Annotated in this window: 14 protein-coding genes; 10 read left to right on the forward strand and 4 right to left on the reverse strand. The window is 59.2% G+C overall.

Annotated features, from left to right (window positions below; genetic code table 11):
* Positions 1 to 17: 17 nt before the first annotated feature.
* Positions 18 to 269 carry a GlsB/YeaQ/YmgE family stress response membrane protein gene (locus R6X40_RS21230; RefSeq protein ID WP_113314651.1) on the reverse strand — a complete coding sequence of 84 codons (252 nt, stop codon included), beginning with the start codon at positions 267 to 269 and terminating at the stop codon, positions 18 to 20.
* Between the two features lie 233 nt (positions 270 to 502).
* Here R6X40_RS21230 and R6X40_RS21235 point away from each other — a divergent pair, with 233 nt between their 5' ends.
* Positions 503 to 1369, forward strand: coding sequence for an EamA family transporter (locus tag R6X40_RS21235; protein ID WP_412178436.1), 867 nt, complete (start codon positions 503 to 505; stop codon positions 1367 to 1369).
* An 85-nt stretch (positions 1370 to 1454) separates the two neighbouring features.
* Positions 1455 to 2696 (forward strand): cyclopropane-fatty-acyl-phospholipid synthase family protein, encoded by a 1242-nt coding sequence (locus R6X40_RS21240; protein ID WP_318415804.1) that lies wholly within the window; start codon positions 1455 to 1457, stop codon positions 2694 to 2696.
* Here the strand turns inward: R6X40_RS21240 and R6X40_RS21245 are convergent.
* Entirely contained in the window at positions 2691 to 3527 is an 837-nt protein-coding gene (locus tag R6X40_RS21245; protein WP_318415806.1) for a lipo-like protein, read from the reverse strand. The two genes, R6X40_RS21240 and R6X40_RS21245, sit on opposite strands and share 6 nt — an antisense overlap.
* Before the next feature lie 148 nt (positions 3528 to 3675).
* Between R6X40_RS21245 and mbfA the strand changes: the two genes are divergently transcribed.
* Together mbfA and R6X40_RS21255 are read left to right on the forward strand one after the other, a co-directional pair.
* Positions 3676 to 4659: an iron exporter MbfA gene (mbfA, locus tag R6X40_RS21250; RefSeq protein ID WP_318415808.1), complete on the forward strand. Its 984-nt coding sequence runs from the start codon at positions 3676 to 3678 to the stop codon at positions 4657 to 4659.
* 142 nt (positions 4660 to 4801) lie between these two features.
* Positions 4802 to 5194: a glyoxalase superfamily protein gene (locus tag R6X40_RS21255; RefSeq protein WP_318415809.1), complete on the forward strand. Its 393-nt coding sequence runs from the start codon at positions 4802 to 4804 to the stop codon at positions 5192 to 5194.
* Positions 5195 to 5259: 65 nt separating this feature from the next.
* On the opposite strand, the gene R6X40_RS21260 is transcribed toward R6X40_RS21255, so the two are convergent.
* Positions 5260 to 5880, reverse strand: coding sequence for a transglutaminase-like cysteine peptidase (locus tag R6X40_RS21260; RefSeq protein ID WP_318415810.1), 621 nt, complete (start codon positions 5878 to 5880; stop codon positions 5260 to 5262).
* A gap of 223 nt (positions 5881 to 6103) precedes the next feature.
* Positions 6104 to 6907, reverse strand: a complete 804-nt coding sequence (locus R6X40_RS21265) for an alpha/beta hydrolase (protein WP_318415812.1) — start codon at positions 6905 to 6907, stop codon at positions 6104 to 6106.
* Positions 6908 to 7125: 218 nt separating this feature from the next.
* Here R6X40_RS21265 and infC point away from each other — a divergent pair, with 218 nt between their 5' ends.
* The 6 genes from infC to pheT all read left to right on the forward strand — a co-directional run bounded on the left by infC (position 7126) and on the right by pheT (position 12822).
* Positions 7126 to 7662: a translation initiation factor IF-3 gene (gene infC, locus R6X40_RS21270; protein WP_113245492.1), complete on the forward strand. Its 537-nt coding sequence runs from the start codon at positions 7126 to 7128 to the stop codon at positions 7660 to 7662.
* A gap of 232 nt (positions 7663 to 7894) precedes the next feature.
* Entirely contained in the window at positions 7895 to 8098 is a 204-nt protein-coding gene (rpmI, locus tag R6X40_RS21275; RefSeq protein ID WP_112644609.1) for a 50S ribosomal protein L35, read from the forward strand.
* A 38-nt stretch (positions 8099 to 8136) separates the two neighbouring features.
* On the forward strand, positions 8137 to 8541 hold the full coding sequence (gene rplT, locus R6X40_RS21280) for a 50S ribosomal protein L20 (protein WP_113245493.1): 405 nt from the start codon (positions 8137 to 8139) through the stop codon (positions 8539 to 8541).
* Positions 8542 to 8648: 107 nt separating this feature from the next.
* A complete protein-coding gene (pheS, locus tag R6X40_RS21285) occupies positions 8649 to 9734 on the forward strand; it encodes a phenylalanine--tRNA ligase subunit alpha (protein ID WP_318415815.1) in 1086 nt (361 codons plus the stop codon).
* Positions 9731 to 10360, forward strand: coding sequence for a 3'-5' exoribonuclease domain-containing protein (locus tag R6X40_RS21290; protein WP_318415816.1), 630 nt, complete (start codon positions 9731 to 9733; stop codon positions 10358 to 10360). Before pheS ends, R6X40_RS21290 begins: the two co-directional genes overlap by 4 nt.
* 35 nt (positions 10361 to 10395) lie before the next feature.
* The gene (gene pheT, locus R6X40_RS21295) at positions 10396 to 12822 is read left to right on the forward strand and encodes a phenylalanine--tRNA ligase subunit beta (RefSeq protein WP_318415818.1); all 2427 of its coding nucleotides are present in this window, start codon (positions 10396 to 10398) and stop codon (positions 12820 to 12822) included.
* Positions 12823 to 12969 lie beyond the last annotated feature (147 nt).

Genomic DNA, 12969 nt, shown 5'->3' on the forward strand with positions numbered 1-12969 from the left:
GTCTCCTTTTGAAGGCGTTATCGGCGCACGGCGCGGCCGACGGCAATGAGAATGCAGGCGCCAATGAAGCCGATGACCAGATATGCCAGCCAGCCGGTGAAACCCATGTTGGCAAAGGCAAGAATGGCATTGAGGACGATCGCGCCGACAATGCCGAGAATAATATTCATGAACAGGCCCATGTTGGATTTCATGAACTGTTCCGCCATCCATCCGGCAAAGCCGCCAATGATGATTGCCGCGATCCAGCCTACGCCGTTAACGTCCATGTGTTTGCCCTCGCTTAAAACAAAGTTGTTGCTGCAACAGATAACGAACTGCCCCCCATTATGTTCCACGCGTTCCGTGGGCATTATCAAATACGCTTAATTAACCCCCACAAATATGAATTTGCCGCAGGGCTCTGCATTCGGTAGAGCCGGTCGGAGCGAAATCCGCACCGCCTCTGGAGGAGGACGTCTTGGATCAACAGGCAACGGCACCAGCCCATGCAAACGAGAGCATCGTTCCGCCTGCGGCAACGCTGCCGAACGTTGGCACCACAGCTGCGCTGAGCGGCGGCCTGATGTGTCTCCTATCGATGTCGAGCGTGCAGTTCGGCTCCGCGCTGTCAGCACCGGCGATTGCCGCCTATGGTCCTTTCGGCACGACCTGGCTGCGCCTGATCTGGGCCGCCGCCCTACTTGCCATCATAGTGCGCCCACCCATGCTTCACTATTCGCGGGCGCAGTGGCAGATGGCGGGGTTGCTGGGTGCCTGCATGGCAGGGATGACCTTGTGTTTCTTCGCGGCAATCGAACGCATTCCGCTCGGCCTTGCCGTTGCCATCGACTTCCTTGGTCCGCTCGCTGTTGCCACCTTCGCCTTCGGCCTCGGCTGGCGGCTGGTCTGGCCGCTGATCGCCGGAGCCGGTGTGCTGCTTCTGGCCCATGACGGTAACGGCTGGATCGGCGACACCACCGGCGTCCTCTTTGCCTTTGGTGCCGCCACTGGCTGGGGGCTTTACATCATCCTGATGAAGAAGGCGGGCAGCGCCTTCGAAGGTCTGCAAGGTCTGTCCATGTCGCTGATCGTCGCCGCGATCGTTGCCACCCCATTCGGGTTGCTCGACCTGCCACGAATGACGATGGAGGGCGTTGTCACCATCGCCGGACTTGCCCTTCTCGTACCCCTCATCCCCTATGCGCTGGAAATGATCGCGCTACGCCGGATGAGCACGTCGTCCTTCGGCATTTTGATGAGCCTTGAACCGGCGCTTGGCGCTATCGCTGGCTTTCTGGTGCTCAGCCAGCCGATGACCGCCTTGCAGATCACCGGCACCGTTCTCGTCGTTGCCGCCAGTGCTGGAGCCACCGCGACGGGCCGGTGAACAAGCCGGAATTATTGGCGCGCTTTTTGCAAACCCGGTGATAGAGTGGTGCTTCGCAAGCGTCGCTTTTTCCATCGAGGTGTGCATGTTTCCACTATCGCATATGATGAAAGCTTTCATTCGCAAAGGCCAGCTGACCGTCATCGACGCCGATGGCAAGCCCCATGTTTTCAAGGGTGAGCCCGGTCCGGAAGTGACGATGCGGTTGACCGATCGCAAACTCTACCGCAGTCTCGTCTTCAATTCCGAATTGGCCGCCGGCGAGGCCTATATGGATGGTACGTTGCGCTTCGAAGAAGGTTCGACCTTACGCGATTTCCTCACACTGTTTTCGATCAACAGGCTGTCGCTCGGCTCTTACCCCATCCAGAAGGCGCTGCGCGCCATCAAGATGCGCTTCCGCAAACGCCAGCAGTCCAACGTCAAGGGCGAGGCACAGCGCAATGTCTCCCACCACTACGACCTCGGCAACGAATTCTACAAACTCTTCCTCGACGAGCACATGCTCTATTCCTGTGCCTATTTCCGCGAACCGGACGAGACGCTGGAACAGGCGCAGCGCAACAAGCTGAGACTGCTCGCGTCCAAGCTCTGCCTGCGGCCCGGCATGAAGGTGCTGGATATCGGCTGCGGCTGGGGCGATCTGGCGCTTTATCTCGCCCAGCTCGAAGATGTCGAAGTGCTGGGGGTTACGCTGTCCAAGGAACAGCAGGCGCTGGCGACGCAGCGCGCCAAGGATGCCGGGCTCGAAGGCCGCGTCCGCTTTGAGTTGCGCGACTATCGCGAGGTCAACGAGACCTTCGACCGCATCGTTTCCGTCGGCATGTTCGAGCATGTCGGTGTCAGCCACTACGATGAATATTTCAAGAAGCTGAATGCCTTGATGCCTGACGACGGTATCGCCGTCCTGCATTCCATCGGCCATATGAGCCCGCCCGGCATGGCCAGCGCCTGGCTGCGTAAATACATCTTCCCCGGCGCCTATTCCCCCGCGCTGTCGGAGGTTTTCGAGGTGGTCGAGCGCAACAGCCTATGGGTCAGCGATCTGGAATTCCTGCGCGTCCATTATGCGACGACGCTCAAGCATTGGGTCGAGCGCTTCGACAAGAACCGCGACAAGGTCGTCGAGATGTATGACGAGCGCTTTGCCCGCATGTGGGAATTCTACCTGGTCAGCTGTGAGATGATGTTCCGCACCGGCAGCCAGCTGGTGTTTCACATGCAGCTGTCGCGGAGCCGTGATGCGGCACCGATCGTGCGCGATTACATCACCGACCGCCAGAAGGCCTACATGGTGCGCGAGCAGACGCTGAATATCACTCTATGAGGGGCTGGCTTTCTCGATGACAGCCTGATCGTCGTCTCCCTGCCATTGTAGCCGCTTGTAGTCAAAGCCGTATTCGAGTGTCGGCTTGACGACGGCAAAATAGGGCGAAAGATCGAAATCGCGCGGCGTATAGAGCGAATGATGACGTATATGCAGGATCTCGGCGCGGGAATAGGTCGATGTCGCTGCAGCCCGGCCCGGGGCGCGGGTGATTTCCGGCAGGATCGGATAGCGGATTTGTTCGAAAGCCTGTGCAATCAGCGTCGAGCAGATGGCGCGTGTCGGGTCGCCGGACCCGAAGGCCAGCATCCGGCGACGAAAGCGCACGGGAACCGGTGGTGTCGGCATGAAATAACGCAGCATGTCGAGAATGTTCTTCATGTCGTATTTCAGGCCGAGCCGTGAGATCATGAAGGACAGAACCGAATTGCGATCGTCCGGCGTCAGCCCGACAGGCCGGCAGATGCGGGTGTTATAGGTGCAGTATTTTCTGAGCGGCACCGCAACGCAACCCTCGCCCAGATTGACCTCGATAAGCTGCGGGCGATCGATGACCGGCAGCGTTGCCTGATCGAGCGTCAGCGGGATTTCATCGCCGGCGAAGAAGGCCGCATGCGACCATGTCGACTGGGTGAGATACTTGATCGTGTTCGAAATCTTGTGATTGCCCTCGATCAGTAGAATATCTCCCGGCCGCAGCGTCCGCGCCAGCGTTTCCGGATCGGACGGCGTATAGGGTTCATAGCCCGAGGTCCTCGCCGTCAGTCTTCCGGCCATCGCCATGCCGAGGCGATCGAGAAGCGTGTCCTTGCTGGTCAGAAGCGGATTCATTCGCAAGCAGCTTTCTTCCGGGCGTTCATCCTGCTGTTTATGTAGGAATTTATCCTGCCATCTGTCGAGTCACAGTCCTCGTTTGGGGTTGACCTTCGCGTGAAGCAGTTCTAAGTTTAGAACTATTCTAAACTAGGTTGCCCCTATCATGTTTTCCCGCCTGCTTTCGCGCTCCAAACGTCCGTTGTCCTCCCTATCCGAACAGGAGGTTCTGGCGCTGGCCATTTCATCCGAGGAAGACGACAGCCGCATCTATTTTGCCTATGCCGATGCGCTGAAAGACAGGTACCCGGATTCCGCCAAGGTCTTTGAAGACATGGGCGAGGTGGAAAATGCTCACAAGACCATGCTGATCGATATGCATCGCCGCCGGTTCGGCGAGCGCATTCCGCTGATCCGGCGCGAACATGTCAAAGGCTTCCTTACCCGCAAGCCGGACTGGCTGCGCCACAACCAGTCGCTTGACGCCATGCGGCGCGAGGCGGAGACGATGGAAACGCAGGCCTACAATTTCTATGTCGAGGCGGCCAAGAACACATCCGATGCGGCAACCCGGCAATTGCTCGGCGATCTGGCACTGGCCGAACAAGGGCATGAGGACATTGCCCGTATGCTGACAGACAAGCATGTGCCGGAAGGCGCGCGCAAAAAAGAAGATGAAGCCGCGCACCGCCAGTTCCTGCTGACCTACGTGCAGCCGGGACTCGCCGGATTGATGGATGGCTCGGTCTCGACGCTGGCGCCAATTTTCGCCGCCGCCTTTGCCACGCAGGATACGTGGCAGACCTTTCTGGTTGGCTTGTCCGCATCCGTTGGCGCCGGCATATCCATGGGCTTCACCGAAGCAGCGCATGATGACGGCAAGCTCTCGGGCCGTGGCTCGCCGCTCAAACGTGGCCTTGCTTGCGGCATCATGACGACGCTTGGCGGCCTCGGTCACGCCCTGCCCTATCTCATCCCGCATTTCTGGACCGCGACAATCACCGCCGCCGTCATCGTCTTCTTCGAACTCTGGGCCATTGCCTTCATTCAGAACAAGTACATGGAAACTCCGTTTTTACGCGCCGCCTTCCAGGTGGTTCTTGGTGGCGGACTGGTGCTCGCTGCTGGTGTCTTGATCGGCAACGCTTGAGCGAAATACTTTGCCGCTCAGGGTTTTCCTGTTACAGGCTGGAGGGCGTGAGCACCGTCTCATCGATCGAAAAAAGGAGTACGGGTCTCATGCGGCACTGCCCGTCTGGCTCCCGGAATTCTCCCAAATCTGAGGTGAAGCGATGCATGACATCGCCGATCACGGTATTGCCTTCGGGCGAATTGCCGCCATGCTCCCGGTCAAGGACGTGGGCAAAGCCCATGACTTCTACGTCAATGTCCTCGGTTTCCGGAAAACCTTCGAAAACGGCGATCCGGTCGGCTTCATGATCCTAGCGCGGGATCAGGCCGAACTGCATCTCACCTTGCAGCCCCATCACAAGGCCGCAACCTTCAACGTGGCGCACATGATGGTGGGGGATGTCGATGCACTGCATGCGATATGCCAGAGCCATGGACTGCGCATTATCAAAAGCCTCCAGAACAAGGACTATGGCCTTCGTGCCTTTGTCTTCGAAGATCCGGACGGCAACCGGATTGATGTCGGTCAGGTGCTACCGGCGAAACCAAGCTGATATATAGAAGAAGGGCGCGGCCCCTTCAGGGCGCGCCCTTCTTAAAATCTATGTGTTGGCTACAGTTAGTTTCCGACCGAACCGACCAGCACTTCCGCACCGTTCTCGATCGTCACCCAGCGGCCGGTGTTGAACGAGGCCTGACGCTTGAGGAAGCGATAAGGTGTCTTGCTCCAGATCTTCACTTCATTTTCTAGGTTATCGAGAATGAAGTCACCCTGGGCGGTGCGCACGGTCAAAACAGCATGGCCTTCGCCATCCGGCTTGCGGACAACGGTAATCAGCAGATCAGAGGGAGAGAAACCTTTTTCCATCAGGCGCTTGCGCTTCAGGAGAACGAAATCTTCGCAATCGCCAGCACCGTCGGGATAGGACCAAACCTCGTCCTTGCCGAATTGGTCCATGTCAGTCATCGGAGTGATTTCGCGGTTAACCGCAAGATTGACCTGACGGATGACCGACCAGCCGAAATCAGTGACGCGCGGCGCGGCCGTCGATTTGGTCTTGATCTCGCATTCCGGGCGGTGGGTCTGGCAGAATTCGTAATGGCCGATCGGCTGCGAGGTGATGGCGCCGGTCTGCATCGACAGCGCAGTTGCCGACGGCGCCGGGATTGCGGCGCCTGCCGAAACGAAAACAGCCGCAAATGCAACGACCACTTTCCTGATGCCCATCAACTGCGCCATGCGTGTCCCCTGTGGCGCGGCTTCTTCTGAAACACTCCAGAAAGAACCCCCGCGAAAGCCTGAAACTACCGTCAGCTTTCGCGGTGAAACTCCGCCGCGCGCCGCTCTAATCGTTAACAAAGAGTTAACAGCGCGGCCGAAGCGGAGTCAATCTGGAGAATCGGGGATCGCCGGATATGGTTAAAATGCCTAGTAACGCCTTTCGGAGTAGGATTTCAGGCGTTTAGCCGGCAGATATGGCGGCAACGGCGGAGAGAATCCGTTCGATATCCTCCGGCCGTGACAGACGGTGATCGCCATCACGGATCAGGGTCATCACCACATCGTCCGATGGCAGGTGTTCCATCAACTTCAGGCCATGGCCATAGGGAACGTCGGGATCCTGCATGCCCTGCAGGATATGCACCGGGCAGCCGGTCTCGATGATGCCGGTCATGACCCGGTTCTGGCGGCCATCCTCGATCAGCAGGGCAGTAAAGATATTCGGATCCGGACCATAGGGCGTCGGCTCTTCGAAATAGCCACGGTCGGCAAGCGATTGCCGTTCGGCGTCCGAAAGGTTTGGCTCGATCAGGTCGCTGGTGAAATCCGGCGCCGGCGCGATCAGCACCAGACCGGCAACCTTCGCGGCGTCGCCGCGGGCGCGCAGTTCGGCAATCAGCCGCAACGCCACCCAGCATCCCATGGATGAGCCGACCAGCACCATGCGCTCCGGCCCCAGATGGTCGATGACCGCGAGGCTTTCCTCCAGCCATCTGGAAATCGTGCCATCGGTAAAGGCGCCGCCTGATGCGCCATGACCGGAATAATCAAACCGGATGCAGGCAGCACCGGATGCTGCTGCATGGCGCTCCAACTCCACCGCCTTGGTGCCTGTCATGTCGGAGCGGTAACCGCCGAGCCAGACCAGCGTCGGCAAGGTATTGCCGCTTTTCGCCGGCAGGACGCGCATGGCGATACGGCGCGATTCGCTACCATGGCCGACTTCGAGAGTGTCCGGCTCGGCGTTCAAGACTGGCAATGACATACGACTTTTCCCTATTTCTGAGCGCTTCCCGCTGATTTTCTTTCTAAAACAGATTCTCCGAATGCCTGACAGGTGGTGATTTTCGTGAAGAGCTGTGTTATTGACTTTTCCGCAGCAATTTACACATGAAGACCAAGCGGCAGTTGGACGGCATTCTTGCCGGGACAAAGCGCTACTATCCGACATTGCATTCGTAACAGCTCGAGGAGAGTACGACCATTCGCAGACCGTTCAAAACGGACGCCCCTGTCAAAGACGGGCCCCGCTCTAACAAGGAAATCCGGTCCCTCCGGGTTCAGCTCATCGACGCCGAAGGTGTTAACCACGGCAGCATTCCCACCGAACAGGCGCTCCGCATGGCGGAAGAACTGGGTCTTGACCTCGTCGAGATCTCGCCGAACGCGGAACCGCCGGTGTGCAAGATCCTTGATCTGGGCAAACTGAAATACTCGACGCAGAAGAAGGCCGCAGAAGCGCGTAAGAAGCAGAAGATCATCGAGATCAAGGAGATCAAGATGCGTCCGAACATCGACACGCACGACTACGACGTGAAGATGCGCGCGATGAACCGCTTCTTCGAAGAGGGTGACAAGGTCAAGGTGACCCTGAAATTCCGCGGACGCGAAATGGCGCACCAGGAACTGGGCATGAAACTGCTCCTTCAGGTAAAGGAAGACACCACGGCGATTGCCAAGGTCGAAGCCGAGCCGAAGCTGGAAGGCCGCCAGATGATGATGGTTTTGGCTCCGAGGTAAGCACCTCTTTCCAGGATCACAGTTGATGAAGCCGCCGGACTGGCGGCTTTTTCATTGTAATGACCGGCAATAGGGAATTATCGGGCTCTTTCCGGAATCCCATTGCACTTTGAGGGCGCTTCAGTTACAAGCCCCCGTCCGAACGGTCCGGCAGGGCATGCCGTGGCTGTTCTTTACGCTGGAGACGAACCTCGTCAGTTCGTTTCGAAATCAACAAAAATGGAGTAGCAAAATGCCCAAGATGAAGACGAAATCCTCGGCCAAGAAGCGGTTCAAGATCACCGCGACTGGCAAGGTGATGGCAGCTGCCGCAGGCAAGCGCCATGGCATGATCAAGCGGTCCAACAAGTTCATTCGCACTGCACGTGGCACGATGGTGCTGGCAGAGCCAGATGGCAAGAAGGTCATCAAGAACTACCTGCCCAACGGTCTCTAAGACTTCAGGCACTTTTGGATTTTTAAGGAGATCATATCATGGCACGTGTAAAACGCGGCGTAACTTCCCACGCCAAGCACAAGAAGACACTCAAGGCAGCCAAGGGCTTCTACGGCCGCCGCAAGAATACCATCCGCGCAGCCAAGGCTGCTGTGGATCGCTCGAAGGCTTTTGCCTATCGCGACCGCAAGGTCAACAAGCGCAACTTCCGCGCTCTCTGGATCCAGCGTATCAACGCTGCCGTTCGCGAACATGGCTTGACGTATGGCCGTTTCATCGACGGTCTGTCGAAGGCTGGCATCGAAGTCGACCGTAAGGTTCTCTCCGACATGGCTATCCATGAGCCCGCAGCATTCGGCGCACTGATCGCCGCTGCGAAGAAGGCGCTGGATTACCTCAAGGAAGCCGGCACCAAGAACGAGTTTGAAAGCGCGGTTCGTTAAGACCAGCGCTTCCCAAGCCTTTTCAATATTAGTTGGGAAACCCGCGCTGGCTCGGCTGGCGCGGGTTTTTCTTTGACCGATCACGGGAATGAACCGGGAATTGAACGATGTCCGATCTGGAAGCACTGAAAGAGAATTTGCTGGCTGAAGTGACCGGAGCCAGCGACGAGGCGGCCATCGAAGCCGTCCGGGTCAACGCACTCGGCAAGAAGGGCTCGATCTCCGAGCTTCTGAAGACGCTCGGCACCATGTCGCCGGAAGAGCGCCAGACGCGCGGTGCTGCGATCAATGCGCTGAAGACCGATGTCTTCGAAGCCATCGCCACCCGCAAGTCAGCCCTGAAGGACGCAGCGATAGCTGAGCGTCTTGCTCGCGAGACTGTCGATATCTCGCTGCCGGTGCGCTCATCGCCTGCCGAGCGCGGCCGCATCCATCCGATCAGCCAGATCATCGACGAAATCACCGCAATCTTCGCCGACATGGGTTTCTCGATTGCCGAAGGTCCGGACATCGAGACCGACTATTACAATTTCACCGCGCTGAACTTCCCCGAAGGTCATCCGGCCCGCGAAATGCACGACACGTTCTTCTTCAATCCGGACGAGAAGGGTGAGCGCAAGGTTCTGCGCACGCATACCTCGCCGGTTCAGATCCGCACGATGGAGGCGCAGAAGCCACCGATCCGCATCATCATCCCCGGCAAGACCTACCGGCAGGATTCGGACGCCACCCATTCGCCGATGTTCCATCAGGTCGAAGGCCTCGTCGTCGACACCAAGTCGAACGTCGCCAACATGCGCTGGATCCTCGAAGAGTTCTGCAAGACCTTCTTCGAGGTGGACGACGTGACGATGCGGTTCCGCCCATCCTTCTTCCCGTTCACCGAGCCGTCGTTCGAAGTCGACATCCAGTGCGACCGTTCCTCCGGCCCGATCGTCAAGTTCGGCGAAGGCACCGACTGGATGGAAATCCTCGGCTGCGGCATGGTGCATCCGAACGTGCTGCGCGCCGGCGGCCTCGATCCCGACGTCTACCAGGGCTTTGCCTGGGGCATGGGCCTCGACCGCATCGCCATGCTGAAATACGGCATGCCGGATCTGCGCAACTTCTTCGACGCCGACGTGCGCTGGATGAGCCATTACGGCTTCCGCCCACTCGACATGCCGACGCTGTTTGGCGGGTTGAGCGCGTGACCAGCCTCGCTCACTATTTCGTCACCGATATCGAATGCGATGGACCCGATCCCTCGCGTAGTTCGATGTTGAGCTTTGCGAGCGTCGTGCTCCGCGAAGATGGCGAATTGTGTGGGGAATTCGAGGCTGTTCTGAAGCCGCGCGGTGACCGGTCGCCGGATACCCGCACCATGAAATGGTGGGATACCCAACCGGAGGCATGGGAAGCTGCCACCAAGGATCCGCAGGATCCGGGCGTCGTCATGAAACAATATGCGGATTGGGTTGAGAGCTTTCCCGGAAGCCGGTCATTCGCCGCCAGACCGGTCATATTTGACGGAATCTGGATGGACAATTACCTGCGTGCCTTTGCGGATTGTTTCTTGCTCGACGTGCCCTATTGGGGACGATGCATCTTCAATGGCAGTCCATTGGATATCGGTACGTATATGTCTGGTGTCTTCGGCTGGACCTCTCCGCACGAAGGGAACATTACCTTCCCCGCCGAGTGGCTAGGTCATCACCCACACACACATCGCGCCATCGACGATGCACGCGGTTACGCTTCGTTGCTCGCCAGGCTTTTCGCCGTGGCGCGCGAGCTTCCGCCCAACACACATGATTTCCTGAAGCGCAGCGATACCTAAGCGAACGCAAAACCGATTACACGGAAGACGGATCAATGAAATTCACACTCTCCTGGCTGAAAGACCATCTGGAAACGGATGCCACCCTTGAACAGATCTGCGAGCGCCTGACGTCGATCGGGCTGGAGGTCGAGGATGTCGATGACAAGGCGTCGTTCAAGCCGTTCGTCATCGCCAAGGTCGTTTCGGCGGAAAAGCATCCGCAGGCTGACAAACTGCGCGTGCTGATGGTCGATACCGGTGCCGGTGTCCCGATCCAGGTCGTCTGCGGTGCGCCGAATGCGCGCGCTGGCCTTATCGGTGCCTTTGCTGCCCCCGGCGCCTATGTTCCGGGCATCGACGTGACGCTCGCCGTCGGCACGATCCGTGGCGTCGAAAGCCACGGCATGATGTGCTCGGAAAAAGAACTGCAGATGTCGGACAGCCATGATGGCATCATTGACCTGCCGGAAGATGCGCCGGTTGGCACCAGCTTTGCCGCCTATGCCGGGCTCGACGATCCGATCATCGAGATCAATCTGACGCCGAACCGCCCGGACTGCACCTCGATCTACGGCATTGCCCGCGATCTGGCCGCCTCCGGTCTGGGAACGCTGAAAACAGCGCCGCAGCCCACTTTCAAGGTTGAGGGCGAAACCACCACCAAGGTGCAGCTGGACCTTGGCGGCGACGCCCATCTCTGCCCCGGTTTTGCACTGCGCCTCGTGCGCGGCGTCAAGAATGGCCCGAGCCCGAAATGGATGCAGCAGCGCCTGCTTGCCATCGGCCTTCGCCCGATCAACGCGCTCGTCGACGTCACCAACTACATGACTTTCGACCAGGGCCGGCCGCTGCACGTCTTCGACGCAGCCAAGGTCAAGGGCAACCTGACCGTCCGCCGCGCAGTCGCCGGCGAAAAGGTTCTGGCGCTCGACACACGCGAATACACGCTGTCGCCTGCCAATGTCGTGATTGCCGATGACAGCGGCATCGAGTCGATCGGCGGCATCATGGGCGGCGAACATTCCGGCTGCGACGAGAACACCGTCGATGTGCTGATCGAATCCGCTCTGTGGGATCCCATGAACATCGCCAAGAGCGGCCGCACACTCGGCATCATCACCGATGCACGCTATCGCTTCGAGCGCGGCGTCGATCCGGAATATATGGTTGCTGGTCTAGAGCGCGCCACGCAGCTGGTCCTCGACATCTGCGGCGGCACGGCAGCCAGGACGGATGTGGTCGGTTATGCCGGCTACACAGCAAAGATCGTCGATTTCCCGGTATCGGAAGTCAAGCGCCTGACCGGTCTTGAGGTCGGCTCGGCTGAAGCCATTTCGATCCTCACAGGTCTCGGCTTCGGCGTCGAAGGCAACGGCGAACGCGTCTCGGTCTCCGTCCCCTCCTGGCGGCCGGATGTCGATGGCAAGGCCGATCTCGTTGAAGAGGTCATGCGTATCCACGGCGTCGACAATATCAAGCCGCAGCCGATCGAAAGCCTCGGCGCCGTCAACGGCAAGATCCTGACGACCCTGCAGATCCGCACCCGGCTGGCCAAGCGGTCGCTGGCGGCCCGCGGCATGATGGAGGCCGTTACATGGTCATTCATCTCCAAGGCACAGGCCACGCTGTTTGGCGGTGGTGCGGAAAGCCTTTCGCTGGCGAACCCGATTGCCGCTGATATGTCCGACATGCGGCCATCGCTGCTGCCGGGCCTTCTGACGGCTGCGCAGCGCAATGCCGACAAGGGCTTTGGCGACGTGGCGATCTTCGAAGTCTCCGGCACCTATGAGAACGATACACCGGCCGGTCAGCGCCGGGTCGCTGGCGGTATCCGCCGCGGCTCCGCATCGCTCGCCGGTGCGGGACGTTCCTGGTCCAATGCAGCAAAGGGCGGCGGCAAGCCGGTCGACGTGTTCGATGCCAAGGCTGATGCCATTGCCGTTCTCGAAGCCTGCGGCGTGCCGATGGGCAATGTCCAGTTCGAAGCTGGCGGTCCCTCCTGGTATCATCCCGGCCGTTCGGGCACGATCAAGCTCGGCCCGAAGATCATCCTCGGCTATTTCGGCGAGTTCCACCCGAAGGTTCTGGAAGCGCTCGATGTTTCCGGCGCGCTATGCGGCTTCGAAGTCTATGTCGACGCCATGCCCGAGCCGAAGAAGAAGGCCACCCGCACCAAGCCGGCGCTGGAGCTTTCGCCGTTCCAGGCTGTCAAGCGCGACTTCGCCTTCGTGGTCGACAAAACCGTCGAAGCAGGTGCGATCCTCAAGGCCGCATCGAGCGCCGACCGCAAGCTGGTCACCGGCGTCAATGTCTTCGACATTTTCGAGGGCGCATCGGTCGGCGAAGGCAAGAAGTCCGTCGCCATCGAAGTCGTCATCCAACCAGCAGACCGCACGCTGACGGACGAAGATTTTGAAGCCCTGACCGGCAAGATCATCGCCAATGTGACGAAGAACACAGGCGGCGTTCTGCGGGCTTAAGGGCCAATATATGGAGGGGCGGCCTTTCCGCCCTTTCCGACGGCCGGAGGCGCGCGTAGTCGCCACCTACCGGCGATGAATGCCGCAAGGAATTTGGTGTCTGCCGAAAGCGGACACCAAACCTGCCACTGTCGGCCGCCGCAGGTC

The sequence above is a fragment of the Rhizobium sp. PL01 genome, assembly GCF_033447125.1.
Classification (GTDB): domain Bacteria; phylum Pseudomonadota; class Alphaproteobacteria; order Rhizobiales; family Rhizobiaceae; genus Pararhizobium.

Excerpts from the sequence above, each read along its gene's own strand:
- R6X40_RS21230 (WP_113314651.1), bottom strand. The coding sequence starts at position 269 with ATGGACGTTAACGGCGTAGGCTGGATCGCGGCAATCATCATTGGCGGC.
- R6X40_RS21240 (WP_318415804.1), top strand. The coding sequence starts at position 1,455 with ATGTTTCCACTATCGCATATGATGAAAGCTTTCATTCGCAAAGGCCAG.
- R6X40_RS21245 (WP_318415806.1), bottom strand. The coding sequence starts at position 3,527 with ATGAATCCGCTTCTGACCAGCAAGGACACGCTTCTCGATCGCCTCGGC.
- mbfA (WP_318415808.1), top strand. The coding sequence starts at position 3,676 with ATGTTTTCCCGCCTGCTTTCGCGCTCCAAACGTCCGTTGTCCTCCCTA.
- R6X40_RS21255 (WP_318415809.1), top strand. The coding sequence starts at position 4,802 with ATGCATGACATCGCCGATCACGGTATTGCCTTCGGGCGAATTGCCGCC.
- R6X40_RS21260 (WP_318415810.1), bottom strand. The coding sequence starts at position 5,880 with ATGGCGCAGTTGATGGGCATCAGGAAAGTGGTCGTTGCATTTGCGGCT.
- R6X40_RS21265 (WP_318415812.1), bottom strand. The coding sequence starts at position 6,907 with ATGTCATTGCCAGTCTTGAACGCCGAGCCGGACACTCTCGAAGTCGGC.
- rpmI (WP_112644609.1), top strand. The coding sequence starts at position 7,895 with ATGCCCAAGATGAAGACGAAATCCTCGGCCAAGAAGCGGTTCAAGATC.
- rplT (WP_113245493.1), top strand. The coding sequence starts at position 8,137 with ATGGCACGTGTAAAACGCGGCGTAACTTCCCACGCCAAGCACAAGAAG.
- pheS (WP_318415815.1), top strand. The coding sequence starts at position 8,649 with ATGTCCGATCTGGAAGCACTGAAAGAGAATTTGCTGGCTGAAGTGACC.
- pheT (WP_318415818.1), top strand. The coding sequence starts at position 10,396 with ATGAAATTCACACTCTCCTGGCTGAAAGACCATCTGGAAACGGATGCC.